General features: G+C 73.8%; 11 protein-coding genes. 9 read left to right on the forward strand and 2 right to left on the reverse strand.

Features of this window, described 5'->3' with window-relative positions:
* The first annotated feature begins 82 nt into the window (after window positions 1-82).
* From AVW11_RS18160 to AVW11_RS18195, 8 genes are read left to right on the forward strand one after another with little or no spacing between them, the layout of a single operon-like run.
* Window positions 83-1,894: a fatty acyl-AMP ligase gene (locus AVW11_RS18160; RefSeq protein ID WP_060177616.1), complete on the forward strand. Its 1,812-nt coding sequence runs from the start codon at window positions 83-85 to the stop codon at window positions 1,892-1,894.
* On the forward strand, window positions 1,888-3,651 hold the full coding sequence (locus AVW11_RS18165) for an acyl-CoA dehydrogenase family protein (RefSeq protein ID WP_076044745.1): 1,764 nt from the start codon (window positions 1,888-1,890) through the stop codon (window positions 3,649-3,651). Before AVW11_RS18160 ends, AVW11_RS18165 begins: the two co-directional genes overlap by 7 nt.
* 53 nt (window positions 3,652-3,704) lie before the next feature.
* A complete protein-coding gene (locus tag AVW11_RS18170; RefSeq protein ID WP_030853881.1) occupies window positions 3,705-4,001 on the forward strand; it encodes an acyl carrier protein in 297 nt (98 codons plus the stop codon).
* Complete coding sequence (locus AVW11_RS18175; protein ID WP_076044747.1) at window positions 4,001-6,997, forward strand: type I polyketide synthase; 2,997 nt, start codon at window positions 4,001-4,003, stop codon at window positions 6,995-6,997. The genes AVW11_RS18170 and AVW11_RS18175 overlap by 1 nt, the downstream gene beginning before the upstream one ends.
* Window positions 6,994-8,034 carry a 3-oxoacyl-ACP synthase III family protein gene (locus tag AVW11_RS18180; protein WP_076044749.1) on the forward strand — a complete coding sequence of 347 codons (1,041 nt, stop codon included), beginning with the start codon at window positions 6,994-6,996 and terminating at the stop codon, window positions 8,032-8,034. The genes AVW11_RS18175 and AVW11_RS18180 overlap by 4 nt, the downstream gene beginning before the upstream one ends.
* An 8-nt stretch (window positions 8,035-8,042) precedes the next feature.
* Window positions 8,043-9,944 (forward strand): HAD-IIIC family phosphatase, encoded by a 1,902-nt coding sequence (locus tag AVW11_RS18185; RefSeq protein WP_076044750.1) that lies wholly within the window; start codon window positions 8,043-8,045, stop codon window positions 9,942-9,944.
* A complete protein-coding gene (locus tag AVW11_RS18190; RefSeq protein WP_030853893.1) occupies window positions 9,931-10,167 on the forward strand; it encodes a hypothetical protein in 237 nt (78 codons plus the stop codon). The genes AVW11_RS18185 and AVW11_RS18190 overlap by 14 nt, the downstream gene beginning before the upstream one ends.
* A complete protein-coding gene (locus AVW11_RS18195) occupies window positions 10,164-11,021 on the forward strand; it encodes a 4'-phosphopantetheinyl transferase family protein (protein ID WP_030853896.1) in 858 nt (285 codons plus the stop codon). The genes AVW11_RS18190 and AVW11_RS18195 overlap by 4 nt, the downstream gene beginning before the upstream one ends.
* Window positions 11,022-11,100: 79 nt before the next feature.
* On the opposite strand, the gene AVW11_RS18200 is transcribed toward AVW11_RS18195, so the two are convergent.
* Both AVW11_RS18200 and AVW11_RS18205 read right to left on the reverse strand, forming a co-directional pair.
* The gene (locus tag AVW11_RS18200) at window positions 11,101-12,132 is read right to left on the reverse strand and encodes a LuxR C-terminal-related transcriptional regulator (protein WP_030853899.1); all 1,032 of its coding nucleotides are present in this window, start codon (window positions 12,130-12,132) and stop codon (window positions 11,101-11,103) included.
* Window positions 12,133-12,520: 388 nt separating this feature from the next.
* Window positions 12,521-13,249 (reverse strand): 4'-phosphopantetheinyl transferase family protein, encoded by a 729-nt coding sequence (locus tag AVW11_RS18205; RefSeq protein WP_030853902.1) that lies wholly within the window; start codon window positions 13,247-13,249, stop codon window positions 12,521-12,523.
* A 292-nt stretch (window positions 13,250-13,541) separates the two neighbouring features.
* Here AVW11_RS18205 and AVW11_RS18210 point away from each other — a divergent pair, with 292 nt between their 5' ends.
* Window positions 13,542-14,387, forward strand: coding sequence for a metallophosphoesterase family protein (locus AVW11_RS18210; protein WP_225884964.1), 846 nt, complete (start codon window positions 13,542-13,544; stop codon window positions 14,385-14,387).
* The last annotated feature ends 128 nt before the right edge of the window (window positions 14,388-14,515 follow it).

The raw sequence follows: 14,515 nt of genomic DNA on the forward strand, positions 1-14,515 counted from the left end.
GGCCCTTAAGGGAGCACACGCATGATCCGGGGAATCGAGGTCCGCCACTCCACGGGCCCGCAGACCCGAGGGGACGCCGCGGATGTCAGAGCCACGCTTCGCCACCTTCACCGAACTCCTCCGGGCCAGGGCGGCCGAACTCGCCGACGAGGACGTCCACGTCTTCCTCCGGGAGACGGCCGGCGGGACGGAGGCCGAGCACCTCACCTACGGGAGGCTGGACCGCGAGGCGAGACGGATCGCCGCCGTCCTCCAGGAGTACGACGTCGCAGGCCGGCCCGTGCTGCTCGTCTACTCCTCCACCGTCGAGTTCCTCAAGGCGTTCGCCGGCTGCCTCTACGCCGGCGCCGTCGCCGTCCCCGTACCGATTCCGGGCGAAGCCGGCCGGGACCAGCGACTGGGCCGCACCACCGCCGTGCTGGGGGACACCGGCGCGACCCTCGTGCTCACCGAGACGGCCGCCGCCCCCGAGGTCGCGCTGTGGCTCGCCCGCAACTCCCGGCCCGACGCGGCATGCCTGGTCAGCGACATGCCCGGGGTGGGCGACGCCGACGCCTGGCAGCCCGTCACCGCCCGCCCGGACGACCTGGTGTTCCTCCAGTACACCTCGGGCTCCGTCTGCGAACCGCGCGGCGTGACCGTCTCGCACCGCAACCTCCTCGCCAACCAGGCCGCCCTGCAGAAGGTGCTGCACACCACCCGCGAGGACCGCTTCGGCAGCTGGCTGCCCTACTTCCACGACATGGGACTGGTCGCCCACCTGCTGCACCCCGTCTGGCTCGGCACCCACTGCGTCCAGGTCGCCCCGCTGTCCTTCGTCAAACACCCGCTGCGCTGGCTCCAGGCCGTCGACCGCTACGGCGTCACCGTGGGCGGCGGCCCCAACTTCAGCTACGACCTGTGCGCACGCCGGGTGAAGGACGAGCAGATCGCGGAACTGGACCTGTCCCGCTGGCGCCTGGCCCTCAACGGCGCCGAACCCGTACGCCCCGAAAGCCTCGACGAGTTCGCCCGGCGCTTCGCCCCCGCCGGTTTCCGTCCCGAGGCGCTCTACCCCTGCTACGGACTGGCCGAGGCCACCCTCGTGGTCTCCGGCGGCGTCCCCGGCACCCCGCACGTCCGCAAGGACTTCGACCGGACCGCCCTGGAACACGACCGGGTGCTCGGCGCGACGGCGGGCGGGCGCGCCCGGACCCTGGTCGGCTGCGGCACCCCGGTCGACGTGGAGGTCCGCGTCGTCGACCCGCTGACCCACCACGAACTCCCGCCCGGCACCGTCGGCGAGATCTGGCTGCGCGGCCACAGCGTGGCCCGCGGCTACTGGCGCCGCCCCACCGAGACCGCCCACACCTTCCGCGCCAGCCTCAACGACGAGGAGAGCAACTTCCTGCGCACGGGCGACCTGGGCATGCTGGAGGACGGCGAGCTGTTCGTCACCGGGCGGCTCAAGGAAGTCGTCATCGTCAACGGCCGCAACGTCTACCCCCAGGACGTCGAATGGGCCGCGCGCACGGTCAGCCCCGCACTGACCTTCGGCGCGGGCGCCGCGTTCTCCGTGGACGCCGGCGGCGAACAGCTCGTCCTCGTCCAGGAGGTCCGCGGCGCCGGCGGCGCCGAACTGCGCACGGTCGCCCAGCGGATCCAGGCCCTCATCGGCAAGGAGTTCGAGATCCCCGCCGGCAACGTCCTCCTCGTACGCCCCGGCACCGTACGCCGCACCAGCAGCGGCAAGGTCCAGCGCACCCTCATGCGGGGGCTGTTCCTCGACGGGGTGCTCCGCGGCGACTACGAGGTCCTGACCCCGGACGTACGGGCGCTGGCCCGGCCGCAGGACGTCCTGTTCGGCGAGGACCTGCTGCGCCCGGAAGGAGCCGACGGAGGAAGACGGTGGTGACCTCGCTCCTCGGCGCCCCGGCGGCGGCCGCGCAGCAGCGCGAGGACGCCGTCCGCGCCCGGGTGGCCGAGCTGGAGGCCCGGTTCGGCGACCCCACCGACCCGGACAACCCGGTCGGCTACACCGCCCTGCTGGAGGCCGACCGGGCCGCGGTGCCCTTCGCCGCCGGCGAGGCGCTGCTCGACGACTTCCGGATCGCCGAGGAGTACGTGCCGCGCGCCCTCGGCGGCCGGCTGGAGGGCATGGACACCCTGGTGCGGATCATGCGTCCGGTCTTCCGCCGGGACGTGGGACTGGCCATGGGCCACGGCATGACCACCTTCATGGCGGCCTCCGACGTCTGGGCCGCCGGCAGTTCCCGGCAGCGCCACTGGCTCGCCGGGCTGCTCCGCGCCGGCGGCAAGGCGGCCATCGCCCAGCACGAGACCGCCCACAGCAACGACTTCGTGCGCAGCCAGGTCACCGCCCGCCGCAGCGGCGACGGCTACCTGATCAGCGGCGGCAAGCCGATGGTCAACAACCTGGAACGGGCCGGGGCCCTGGTGCTGTTCTGCCGCACCGACCCCGCCCCGGGCAGCGGCAGCCACTCGGTGCTCCTGCTGGAGCCCGGACAGCTCACCGGCGCACGGGCGGCGGTGACGGCCCGCAGGACCCCGGTCGGCCTGCGCGGCTGCCGGTTCGCCGGCGTGGAGTTCGACGACTGCCCGGTGCCCGGATCGGCCCTGCTGGGTGACGAGGGCAGCGGGATCCGGACCGCCCTGCGGTCCTTCCAGATCAGCCGTACCGTGATCGCCGCGACCGCCGTCGCGGCCCTCGACACCAGCCTGCGCACCGCCGTCCGCTTCGACCGGGAGCGCTCCGGCGGATGGCAGGCGGGCGGAGCCGGACGCGACGGCGGCCGCACCGGAGCGGCCCTCACCAACGCCTTCGTCAACCTGCTGCTCTACGACGCCCTCGCCGTCGTCGCCACCCGCGCCCTGCACCTGCTGCCCGCCGAGACCAGCGTCTACTCGGCGGCGCTCAAGTACCTGCTGCCGCGCGTGCTGACCGAGACCATGTACGACCTGTCCATCGTGCTGGGCTCGGGCTTCTACACCCGCGAGGGCACGCTCGGCATCTTCCAGAAACACGTCAGGGACGTGCCCGTGCTCAGCCTCGGCCACGCCGGGACCGTCGCCTGCCAGGCCACCGTCATCCCGCAGATGCCGCGCCTGGCACGGTCCTCCTGGTTCGTCGAGGACGAGGCGCCCGCCGGCCTGTTCCGGCTGCACGGCGACCTGCCGCCGCTGCGGACCGAACAGCTCAGCCTCGCGTGCGGGCGGGACTCCCTCAGCGCGACCATGCTCGCCGTCGGCGCGGGCATCGACGGCGACGGCCCCGTCGAACGGGCCCTGCGCACACTCGCCCACCAGCTCGTCGGGGAGTTCCGCGACGTGCGCCGCAGGGTCCTGGCACTGGACGAGGCCGGGGCGGAGGCCACCGCCCGGCCCGCGCGGTTCGCCCTCATGGACCGCTACGCGCTGCTGCTCGCCGCGGCCGCCGTGCTCGGCCTGTGGGACCAGGCACGCTACGGCCCCGACCCGTTCCTCGCCGACCCGTCCTGGGCGGCCGCCGCACTGCACCGCATCGCCCGCCGGCTGGGGACGCGCGTCACCGACCTGCCGGCGGAGTGCGAGACCCGGATCCGGCACGAGGTCCAGCTCCGCTTCAGCACCCAGATCAGCTACGACCTCTACTCCACTCCCATCCCCGGCTGACCGGCAGCCCGGCCGGCCGGCGGATGCGCCGTACGCACTGAAGGAGCCCCACGATGACCGTTCACACCGGCCGGCCCGCCGCCGACGGCGTCCTGCCGCACGAGTGGCTGTACGCCCGGCTCTCGCTGTACCTGCGGCGCGCCCCCGAGACGATCGACCCCACCGTGCCCTTCGCCGAGTACGGGATGGACTCGGTGGCGGCGCTGAGCCTGTGCGGCGACCTCGAGGACGAATTCGGCCTGGAGGTGGAGCCGACGCTGCTCTGGGACCACCCGACCGTCGAGAGCCTCGTCCGCCACCTGTCGTCGGTGCTCCCCGCCGCCCCGGCCCACGCGCGGGACCGGCACTGATGGGGGACATCGCCATCGTCGGGATCGACTGCACGTTCCCCGGGGCGGCGGGCGTGCAGGCGTACTGGGACCTGCTCATGCGCGGCGGAGCCGGTATCACCCCGGTCCCCGCGCAGCGCTGGGACGCCCGGGACTTCCCCGCCGCCGGCGGCAGCGGCGGCTTCATCGACGACGCCGATGTCTTCGACAGCGACTTCTTCTCGGTCACCCCCCGCGAGGCCGCCGCCATGGACCCGCACCACCGGCTGCTGCTGCCGTGCGCCTGGCGGGCCCTGGAGGACGCGGGCCGCGCCCCCGGCGACCTCGCGGGCACCGAGACCGGGGTGTTCGTCGGCGTGATGGGCGGCGAGTGGGGCCGCCTCACGATGAGCGACCTCGCACGCGTCACCCCGCTGCTCGGGTCCGGCAGCAGCGCCGGCATGGCGGCCAACCGGATCTCCTACCACTTCAACTTCACCGGACCGAGCCTCGCCGTCGACACGGCCTGCTCGTCCTCACTGGTCGCCGTCCACCTCGCGGCCAGCGCCCTGCTGACCGGCGAGTGCGACACCGCCCTCGCCGGCGGGGTCAACATCGTGCTCTCGCCCTCGCTGGGCATGGTGTACGGACAGCTCGGCCTGGCCGCCGCCGACGGGCGCTGCAAACCCTTCAGCGCGGACGCCGACGGGATCGGCCGCAGCGACGGAGTGGGACTGGTCGTGCTGCGCCGGCTGGAGGACGCCCTCGCCGACGGCCGGCGGATCTACGCCGTGCTGCGCGGCAGCGCCGTCAACCAGGACGGCCGCAGCAACGGGGTGATCGCCCCCAACCGCTGGTCGCAGCAGCGGGTTTTGGACTCCGCCTACCGGCGGGCCGGGATCGCCCCGGACCGCGTCGCGTTCGTGGAGGCGCACGGCACCGGGACCGTCCTGGGCGACGCCATCGAGTGCGCGGCGCTCGGCGCGGTGCACGGCGTCCCACGCGAGACCCCGTGCGCGATCGGCTCGGTCAAGGGAAACCTCGGCCACACCGAAGGCGCCGCGGGCATCGCCGGCCTCATCAAGACGGCCCTCGCCCTGCACCACCGCATCGTCCCCGCCAGCCTCTTCGCCGACCGGGAGAACCCGCAGCTGCGGCTCGGCGAGCGCGGCCTGCGGCTGCTGAAGTCGCCGATGCGGCTGCCGCGCGGGGAGAGCCTCGCCGGCGTCAGCAGCTTCGGCATGGGCGGCACCAACGCCCACGCGGTCCTCGGCTCGGCGCCGCGGACCCCCCGCACCGCCGGCGCCGGCGGGACCCGTACGCGCGGCGCGCGCGACGCCGTCGGCGTCTTCACCGTCAGCGCCGACACCGCCGAGGCCCTGCGCCGCAACCTCACCGCACAGGCCGACGCGGTGGCCGGGCGGCCGCGCGGCGCAGCGGCCGCCCTGTGCCGCAGCAGCAACCTCGTCAAGACCGGCCTGCCGCACCGCTTCGCGGTCCCCGTCCGCGACACCGGCGAACTCGTCACCGCCCTGCGCCGCGCGGCGGCGCTCCAGGACACGGCGTCCGGCGCCGGCCGTCCGTGGGGCAGGCCCGTCACGGCCTTCCTCTTCACCGGACAGGGCAGCGAGTACCCCGGCATGACGGCCGGGCTGCACCGCGACTGCCCCCTCTACCGCCGGCACCTCGCCGAGGCCGACCAGGCGCTCGCCCCGCACCTCGGCGCGTCGGTGCGCGACCTCATCGTCGGCGGCGACGAGCGCGTGCACCGGCCGCGGTTCGCGCAGCCCGCCCTGTTCGCCGTCGGCTACGCCCTGGCCCGTACGCTCACCTCGCTCGGGGTCACCCCGGCCGGCGTCCTCGGCCACAGCCTCGGCGAGTACGCCGCCGCCGTCACCGCGGGCGCCCTCGGCCTGGAGGAGGCCGCCCGGCTCGTCGTCCGGCGCGGCGCCCTGACGGACGAACTCCCCTCCGGCGGCGGCATGATCGCCACAAGCGCCGGACCGGAGCAGCTCGCCGGCCTGCTGGCGGCCGAGCCCGGCACGGTGGCCGCGGCCCTCAACGGCCCCGGCGACACCGTGCTCTCCGGCCCCCTGGACGCACTGGAGCGGATCACCGAGCAGCTCGCCGGCCGCGGGATCCGGGTCCGGCCGCTGCCCGTCCCGTACGCCTTCCACTCGCCCCGGATGGCCCCGGCCGCCGCGGGCCTGCGCACCGAGACGGTGCGGTGCGCGCCGCCCGCCGTGCCCCTGGCCTCGACCCGGTACGGCCGGATGCTGCGCCACGAGCCCCTGGACGCCGGCTACTGGGCCGGCCAGATCGAGGAGCCGGTCCTCATGGACAGCGCGCTGGGGGCGCTCGTCGCGGAGGTGGCCCCCACCCATCTGATCGAGATCGGCCCGCGCGGGGTGCTCCTGCAGATCGCCGCCCGCGGCGGGCGCGCACCCGCCGCCGAGCACCTGCACCCCTGCCCGGGCCCCGGGGCCACCGGCATGGAGCTCGCCGAGACCGTCGCGGCCCTGTACCGGGCCGGGCTCGACCCGCTGTGGGAGGAGCTGTACGCCCCCGAGCACCGCAGCGCGGAGGCCCTGGCCCCGTACGTCTTCTCCTCGGCGCGGCGCTCCTGGGACCGGGAGACCTTCGTCCAGACCGCCCGGCCGCCCGCCACGGCCGCCACGCCCGCGACGCCCGCAGCGCCCGCCGACGCCCTCACCGCTCTCCCCGCCGAGCGGCCGGAGCCGTCCCGCGGGGCCGCCGCCGGTCCGGCCGGCCCCGACACCGACGACCCCGTGCTGCACGCGGTGGTACGGGCCGTCGCCGAGGTCGGCGGGCACCCGCCGGAGCGCGTGGTGGCCGAGGCCCGCTTCTACGAGGACCTCGGCTTCGACTCCGTGATGATCATGCAGCTCAAGAACCAGGTGGAGGCCCGGCTGCCACGGGTCGGCGAGGTGTCCGTCCAGGAGATGCTGCCCGCGCTGCGGTCCGTCGGCGCGCTGGCCGAGTTCCTGCGGGACGCGGCTGTGGCGAGGTCGTCGTGACGCGGGGACCGGACGCGGGGGACCGCGCCACGGTGTACCTCGCCTCGACCGGTACGGCGCTGCCCGGCGAGCCGGTCGACAACACGGCGCTCGGCAGGCTGCTCGGCGTCAGCGAGGAGTGGATCGACATCTTCGTCGGCACGCGGACCCGGCACTTCGGCTGGGACCCGGTCACCGGCGAGGTCCGCGGCTCGCTGGCCGACCTGTGCGCCGAGGCCGGGGCGCGGGCCATGGACGCCGCCGGACTCGGCCCCGCCGACATCGAGTTCGTGGTGCTGGCCACCGCGACCCCCGACACGCTCCTGCCGACCACCGCTTGCGAGGTGGCGGACCGGCTCGGCCTCGACCACCTGCCCGTCTACCAGATCCAGGCCGGCTGCTCCGGCGCCGTCCAGGCCCTCGACCTCGGCCGCACCCTGGTCCTCGGGGGCCGGCGGGCCGGACTGGTCCTCGGCGGGGACGTCACCCACCGCTTCCTCGCGCCCCGGCGGGACACCGCCCGGATGCCCACCGAGGAACTGGTCAACCACGTCCTGTTCGGCGACGGGGCCGGAGCCGCCGTCCTCACCGACGAACCCGAGGGCGAGCGGATCGCCGTGCGTTCCGTGCTCAACTCGTGGACGGGGCGCGGCCGTCCGCCCGGCCAGCTCCTCGACTGGTACGGCACCACCGACCGGGACTCGCAGCGGCCGATGCTGGCCGAGGACTACAAGGCGATCGAGGAGCACGTGCCCGCCCTCTCCGTGGAGATCCTCTGGGACCTCCTCGGCGGGCTCGGGTGGGGCCTCGACGACATCGACTTCCTGCTGCCGCCGCAACTGTCCGAGCGGATGACCGCCCGCATCGTCGAGCGGCTGCCGGCCGGTCCCGCCCGGGAGGTCTCCTGCGTCGCCGAGACGGGGAACACCGGCAACGCCCTCCCCTTCCTGCAAGTCGAGCGACTGCTGCCGCAGTTCGCCGCCGGGAACCGGGCACTGGCCCTGTGCGTGGAGTCCAGCAGGTGGATCAGAGCCGGGTTCGCCCTGGAGAAGGTGTGAGGCACCCCATGACGAAGGGACCGGACCGGCTGCGCGAACTGCGCGAACTGCGCGAGCGAGGACTGCTGGAGAAGTCCTACGACCGGGTGCCCGCGCTGCTCGCCGAGGAGGGCGGGCCCGGCGACACCGCCGCGGCGGGCCGACTGCTCGCAGGCCTCGACCACGGCGCCGTACTCGCCCACCACCCGCACACCCCGGTGGTGACGGTGGCGGTCACCGGCCAGTCCACCGTGGGCCACGTCGTCGACCCCCTCAGGGGCGAACTGGCCCGCCACGGCATGCTGCTGCGCCCGCTGCTCGGCGAGCACGGCACCTACCTGCGCGACCTCACCGATCCGGCCGGCGAGCTCCGGGCGGCCGCACCCGACCTCACCCTGTGCCTGCTGGACCCCGAGACCCTCTTCTCCCAGGTCCCCGCCGTGTGGGGACCTCAGGACGTCGAGCGGGCGGGGGAGGAGGCGCTGGACCGGTGCGCCGCCCTCGCCTCCCAGGCCGGCGGGACCCTGGTGCTCAACACCGTGCCGCTGCCGCGCTCCTACAGCCACCAGCTCGTCGACCACCGCTCCAGGGCCCGACTGGGCGCCGTGTGGAGGGAGTTCAACGCCCGCCTGCTGAGGCTGACCGAGTCCGCCGCCCGGCTCGTGGTGATCGACCTGGAGCCGCTGATCGGCGAGGGCGGGCCGGTCACCGACCCGCGCCTGGCCCGCCACGCCGGGGTGCAGCTCGGCGCGGGACTTATGGCGGCGTACGCCCGCGAGATCGGGCACCTGGCCCGCGCGCTGGGCGGCCGGGTCCGCAAGTGCCTCGTGCTCGACCTCGACAACACCCTGTGGGACGGGGTGCTCGGCGAGGACGGCCCCGACGGCGTCGCGGCGGCCGGCACCCTGCGCGCCGAGGCGTTCGGCGCCTTCCAGAAGTGCGTCAGGCAGCTCGCCTCCCAGGGCGTGCTCCTCGCCGTCAGCAGCAAGAACGACGAGGACCTCGTCCTGGAGACGCTCGCCGCCCATCCCGACCTCGTCCTGCGCGAGCCGGACTTCGCCGCGATCAACGCCAACTGGGAGCCCAAGGACGGCAACCTCGCCGACATCGCGCGGACCCTGGACCTCGCCCCCGACGCCCTCGTCTTCGCCGACGACTCGCCGGCCGAACGCGCCCAGGTCCGCCTCGGCGCACCCGGCGTCGCCGTCGTGGCCCTCGACGGGGAACCCGCGCTGCACGTCACCCGGCTGCTCGCCGACGGCTGGTTCGACACCCTGCGGCTGACCGACGAGGACCGCGCCAGGGGCGGCGAGTACCGCAGGCGGCGCGAGCGCGGGGCACTGCGGACCGGTTCCGGCTCCTACGAGGAGTTCCTGCGGGCCCTGGAGGTGAGCGTCGGGCTCGGCCCGCCCCGCAGCCACGAACTCGCCCGCGTGTCCCAATTGACCCTGCGCACCAATCAGTTCAACCTGACCGGTGTGGGGTACACGGAATCCGGGCTGGCCCTGCGGGCCGCCGCTCCCGGGCAGCTGCTGCTCGTCGCGCGCAGCGCGGACCGGTTCGGTGACAACGGCCTGGTGGGTGCGGTGCTCGCCGGCGTCGCCGGGGAGGTGCTCCGGCTGGACGGCATGTGGCTCAGCTGCCGGGTGCTCGGCCGCGGCGTGGAACAGGCCTGCCTCGCGCTGCTGCTGGCCCGCGCGCGGGAGCTCGGGCTGTCCTCGGTCACCGCCCGGTACGTGCCCACCGCCCGCAACCACCGGGCCCGGGACTTCTACCCGTCCTGCGGCTTCACCCCGGCGGGCCCGGACGCGGGCGAAGCCCGCGGCGACGGTCCGGTGGTGTTCCACCACGACCTGGCGCGGCTGCCGGAGGTCCCCGCGCACGTGCGCATCACCGAAACCCCGGGAGGACGGTCCGATGGGCCTCGATAGCCTCGATGTGTTCCTGCGGACGGTCCGCGACGACCTCGGCCTGGACATCGCCGTGCCCGAAGGCGCGGACACGGCCCTGGGCGACCTGCCGGGCTGGGACTCGCTGAACCTGCTCCGACTGGTGGCGCTCCTGGAGGAGTCCGGCCACCGGGTACCGGTACACCGCCTGCTGGAGGCGTGCAGCCTCCGGGAGGTCCACACCCTCGTGAAGGAGTACGGATGACTGCCCCGGGCAGCCCCTCGCTCGGCCCGCCGCTCGGTCAGCCCGTCGCCGTGGTACCGGGCGGCGACTCGTGGGACCGGGTCCGGGACGACCTGGCCACCCACGGGACCGCCCTGGTCTACGCGCGGCTGAGCGACCTGGAGCCGGTCGTGCCCTCCGGCGACGGGCTGCGCGAGCTGCTCGGCCGCGACTGGACGCGCTACCTCGACCTCACGCACGCCGACGTGCGGGGCCGCTACATCGCCTCCCGGATGCTCCTCAAACACGCGGCGAGCGCGGTGCTCGACAGCGATCCCGCCGACCTGGAGCTGGCGTACGGGCCGACCGGCCGCCCGTACCTGCGCGGCTGCGACCAGATCGACATCAGCCTCAGCCACACCGACGACCTGCTGCTCGTCGGTCTGACGACCTGCGGGCTGATCGGGGTCGACGCGGAACGCGCCGACCGCGAGATGCACGGCAGCGGTCTCGGCCGGCACATCTGCACCCCGTACGAGTCGGTGCTGCTGTCGGGGATGCCGGAGCCGCAGCGCAACGACGCCCTGGTGCGGCTGTGGACGCTCAAGGAGGCCTACAGCAAGGCGATCGGGCAGGGCATGCAGTTCCGGTTCACCGAGTTCGGCTTCGGCCCCGACGGCAGGGCCGTACGGGTCCAGCGGCCCGACGGCACCGCGGGGACCGGGGACGAGTGGATCTTCCGTACGTTCCCGGTCGCCGACGGCTACGTGGTCAGCGCGGCGGTGTACGACGCGGGCTTCGGCCGGCTCCACGACGCCCACGTGACGACGATGCTCGACCAGGACTGCGTGGACGCCATCACGGAGGCGCTCGCGGAGGTCCCGGACGGGGCTTGACCGGAGGGAGCCCGGCCGGAGGGAGCCCGGCCGGGTGTCGGCCGGGCCCCACCGGGGACCGGCCGACACGCACACCGCCTCAGGAGGGCACCGACCCCCCGGCGAGCATCTCCTGGCGGGCGGCGTTGTAGCCGGCCTGGAAGCGGCTGGTGGCCTCCAGCTCCTCGGTGATCTCGGCGATGTGGCGGCGGCAGGTGCGCACGGACATGCCGAGCCGCCGGGCGACCATCTCGTCCTTGTAGCCCTTGGTCATCAACCGGATGATCGACCACTTGAGCTCGTCGGAGGAGGCGGGGGACCGTTGGGACTCCACCACGTAGGGGCTCGCCCCGTCCCACAGGTACTCGAAGACCGAGCACAGGAACGCCACCAGGGTGGGCTCGCGCACGATCGCCGCGCCGGGTGTGCGGTCCCCGGCGGACCGTTCCGGCAGGAACGCCACCTCCCGGTCGTAGATGATCAGCCGGTCGATGACCTCGTCGGCGGTACGGATCTCCGCGCCCTGTTCGCTGACCTCGCGCACATAGCTGCGGGTCGGCAGGTCGTTGCGGGCGGTGTGCTGGTAGATGGTGCGGATCCGCACCCCGCGCTCGAGGGTCGTCAGCGCCGACTCCCGGGCCTGGGCCAGCGCGTACGCGGGACGGGCCCCGCCGGGCTGCACGGTGAGCATCTCGCTCTGGCAGCTCTGGGTGAGGTGGTTGAGCATCGACTGGATGCGGGAGACGTCGGTGATGACGTCGAAGGCCTCCAGCCGGTTGCGCACCCGGCGGCCCTCGAAGTACAGGGGCGTCAGGGACAGCAGCTTGGCCCGGACGTCCGTGACCGCCTGCTGGAGGTCGCGTATGTGGCGTTCGGCGGGTGCGACCAGGGACGCGGCCGCGACGTCGGGCGTGACGGGGGTCAGCTCCGAGGGGTTTCCGGGCATCGCCTGTAAGAGGCGGACCCCGCTCAGCACCTGCTCGACCCGGGTGATCTCCTCGGGCGTCAGCGACAGCTGTTCGGCGATCCGTTCCCGCTCGAAGCGGCCGCACTCGACGGCCAGGCCGTATGCCGCCGCACTGACGTCGTCCAGCTCGGCGAACCCCGAATCCGAGCCCTCCCCTGCAAACATGTCAGCCCCCGCTGATTGATGTATTTGCTGCCACGTAACTTTACGCCAACGTACCGCCCTTGGCGGGATTGATCGAGAGCGAGCACTCTGTTCCCATCAGCCGAGCCGCAGTGCCGGAAGTGGCGAGCGGTACGGATGAGTAGATCTCGATCTTCGACTGGGGGAAGTCGTGAGAACAGTTTCCGTTAAGGTCTTCTCGATTTGCTTGACTGCGGTGGCCAGTGTGGTAGTGGCGATGGGGGTTCAGGTCATGGCGGGACCGGTCGTGTCCGGAGCGTCCGCCGAGTCGGCCGTCACCGCGCCGCTGACCGACTCCGACACCGGAACCGACGTCGGGGCCAAGCCCGAGGACGACCAGTGGACGTGATCTGACACCACGTCCGGCGGTTCACGAAGCGCTCCCCGCACGGCAGATGCGGGGAGCGCTTCTGCGTACCGGAGCACCGACGGCGGCGAGCCGGCCGGCCGGCACCGCTATCGCGCTCAGCAGTACGCCCCGCTCCGCCGACCAGCGGCCGTCGAAGACGGTCGGCCCGGCCGGGGAGAGGGTCTCGGGGTCCGGCAGCAGCCGGGCATGGAAGGTCTCGCGCACCGGGTCCACGCTCACCAGTGCGTCGGTGAAGTCCAGTTCCTGGCCCGTCAGCGGGAACCACGTCTTGTAGACGGCCTCCTTGATGCTGAAGAGCAGCCGGTCCCACGCCACACCGGGCGCGGTCCGCTCCAGTTCGGCGATCAGGTCGAGCTCCCGGGGCAGCGCGATCGAGTCGAGCACCCCCTCCGGCATGGGCGCGTTGGGCTCGGCGTCCACCCCGACCGAGGCGAACTCGGCGGAGCGGGCGAGCGCCGCGCCCCGGAAGCCGGCGCAATGGGTCATGGACCCGACGACCGAGGGCGCCCACTGCGGGACACCGCGCCGGCCCGGCACCACGGGGGCCGGGGGCAGCCCCAGCTCTCCCATGGCACGGCGGGCGCACCACCGGACGGTGCCGAACTCCAGACGCCGCTTGGGTACGGCGTTTCGGACGAGGTGCTCCTCCTCGGGGTAGAGGAAGACGTCGGCGGGGTCGGTGGTGGCTTCGGCAGTCGCGACGTTCGCGGGCAGGAGCTTTGTGAGCACGGCGTTCCCTCGGGTCGCTGTTCCGGTCGGACAGCTCCCACGTTCACGCCGCCGCACCACCCCGCCCAGGGCCGAAGGCGCAGGTCAACCCGATGGACCGGGGTGCGGACCGGTTCTCTGCCAGGCCGCTGCCATCCCGGCGGCGGCCGCCCCGGCGCCTGCCGTACCGCTGCCGGTGGGCCGCACCGGCATTGCCATACCCCTGCCATGGGCCCGAAGCGCGGGCCGCCGACGTCAATTGAGGGGCCGTTAAGGGGTGTTCACGCGAGTGCAGAGCGTCCACACTCACGGAATGCCGCACGGAAACCTCATGGGTATCAGCGACCTCCATGTCGGATTCCCGGAGAACCGCCGGATCGTCGAGGACCTCTATCCCGACAGTCCCGCCGACTGGCTCATCGTGGCCGGCGACGTGAGCGAGTCACTCGACGATCTCCGGTGGGTGCTCGACCTCTTCACCCGGCGCTACGCCACCGTGGTGTGGGCGCCCGGCAACCACGAACTGTGGACCGTACGGGACGATCCCGAGCCCCTGCGCGGCGAGGCGCGCTACCGGCGGCTCGTCGAGATCTGCCGGTCCTTCGGCGTGCACACACCGGAGGACCCCTACCCCGTCTGGTCCGGGCCGGGCGGCCCGCTCGTCGTGGCCCCCCTCTTCCTGCTGTACGACTACAGCTTCCGCACCCCCACCGCCGCCACCAGGCAACAGGCCCTGGAGCAGGCCTACGAGGCCGGGGTGGTCTGCTCCGACGAGTTCATGCTGCACCCCGACCCCTACGCCTCCCGCGAGGCCTGGTGCCGGGCCCGGGTCGCCGCGACCGAACAGCGGCTGGCCGCCTGCGGCCCCGACCTGCGCACCGTCCTCGTCAACCACTTCCCGCTGGTCCGCGCCCCCACGGACGTCCTGCGCCACCCCGAGTTCGCCCAGTGGTGCGGCACCGAGCTCACCGCCGACTGGCACCTGCGCTTCCGGGCCGCCGCCGTCGTCTACGGCCACCTGCACATCCCGCGCACCACCTGGTACGACGGCGTCCGCTTCGAGGAGGTCTCCGTCGGCTATCCCCGCGAGTGGCAGCGCCCCGGCCACCCCCGGAATATCCCCCGCCGGATCTTCCCCGCCGCCGGCCGCGGGGATTGATGCCAGGCAACTTCCGGACACCACCGGGTGCGGATCCGGCCCCTAGACTGATCGGGAATTCTCGCTCGCTCCATGCTCGAACATCCCCGTTCGGTATTCGCGTTCCCTTTTCGGATACCGGAACGGGG

It is taken from the genome of Streptomyces amritsarensis, assembly GCF_001953875.1.
Lineage (GTDB): Bacteria > Actinomycetota > Actinomycetes > Streptomycetales > Streptomycetaceae > Streptomyces > Streptomyces amritsarensis.

Bases quoted from the DNA above. Each gene is read 5' to 3' on its own strand.
- AVW11_RS18160 (WP_060177616.1), top strand. From the start codon at position 83: ATGTCAGAGCCACGCTTCGCCACCTTCACCGAACTCCTCCGGGCCAGG.
- AVW11_RS18170 (WP_030853881.1), top strand. From the start codon at position 3,705: ATGACCGTTCACACCGGCCGGCCCGCCGCCGACGGCGTCCTGCCGCAC.
- AVW11_RS18175 (WP_076044747.1), top strand. From the start codon at position 4,001: ATGGGGGACATCGCCATCGTCGGGATCGACTGCACGTTCCCCGGGGCG.
- AVW11_RS18185 (WP_076044750.1), top strand. From the start codon at position 8,043: ATGACGAAGGGACCGGACCGGCTGCGCGAACTGCGCGAACTGCGCGAG.
- AVW11_RS18190 (WP_030853893.1), top strand. From the start codon at position 9,931: ATGGGCCTCGATAGCCTCGATGTGTTCCTGCGGACGGTCCGCGACGAC.
- AVW11_RS18195 (WP_030853896.1), top strand. From the start codon at position 10,164: ATGACTGCCCCGGGCAGCCCCTCGCTCGGCCCGCCGCTCGGTCAGCCC.
- AVW11_RS18200 (WP_030853899.1), bottom strand. From the start codon at position 12,132: ATGTTTGCAGGGGAGGGCTCGGATTCGGGGTTCGCCGAGCTGGACGAC.
- AVW11_RS18210 (WP_225884964.1), top strand. From the start codon at position 13,542: ATGCCGCACGGAAACCTCATGGGTATCAGCGACCTCCATGTCGGATTC.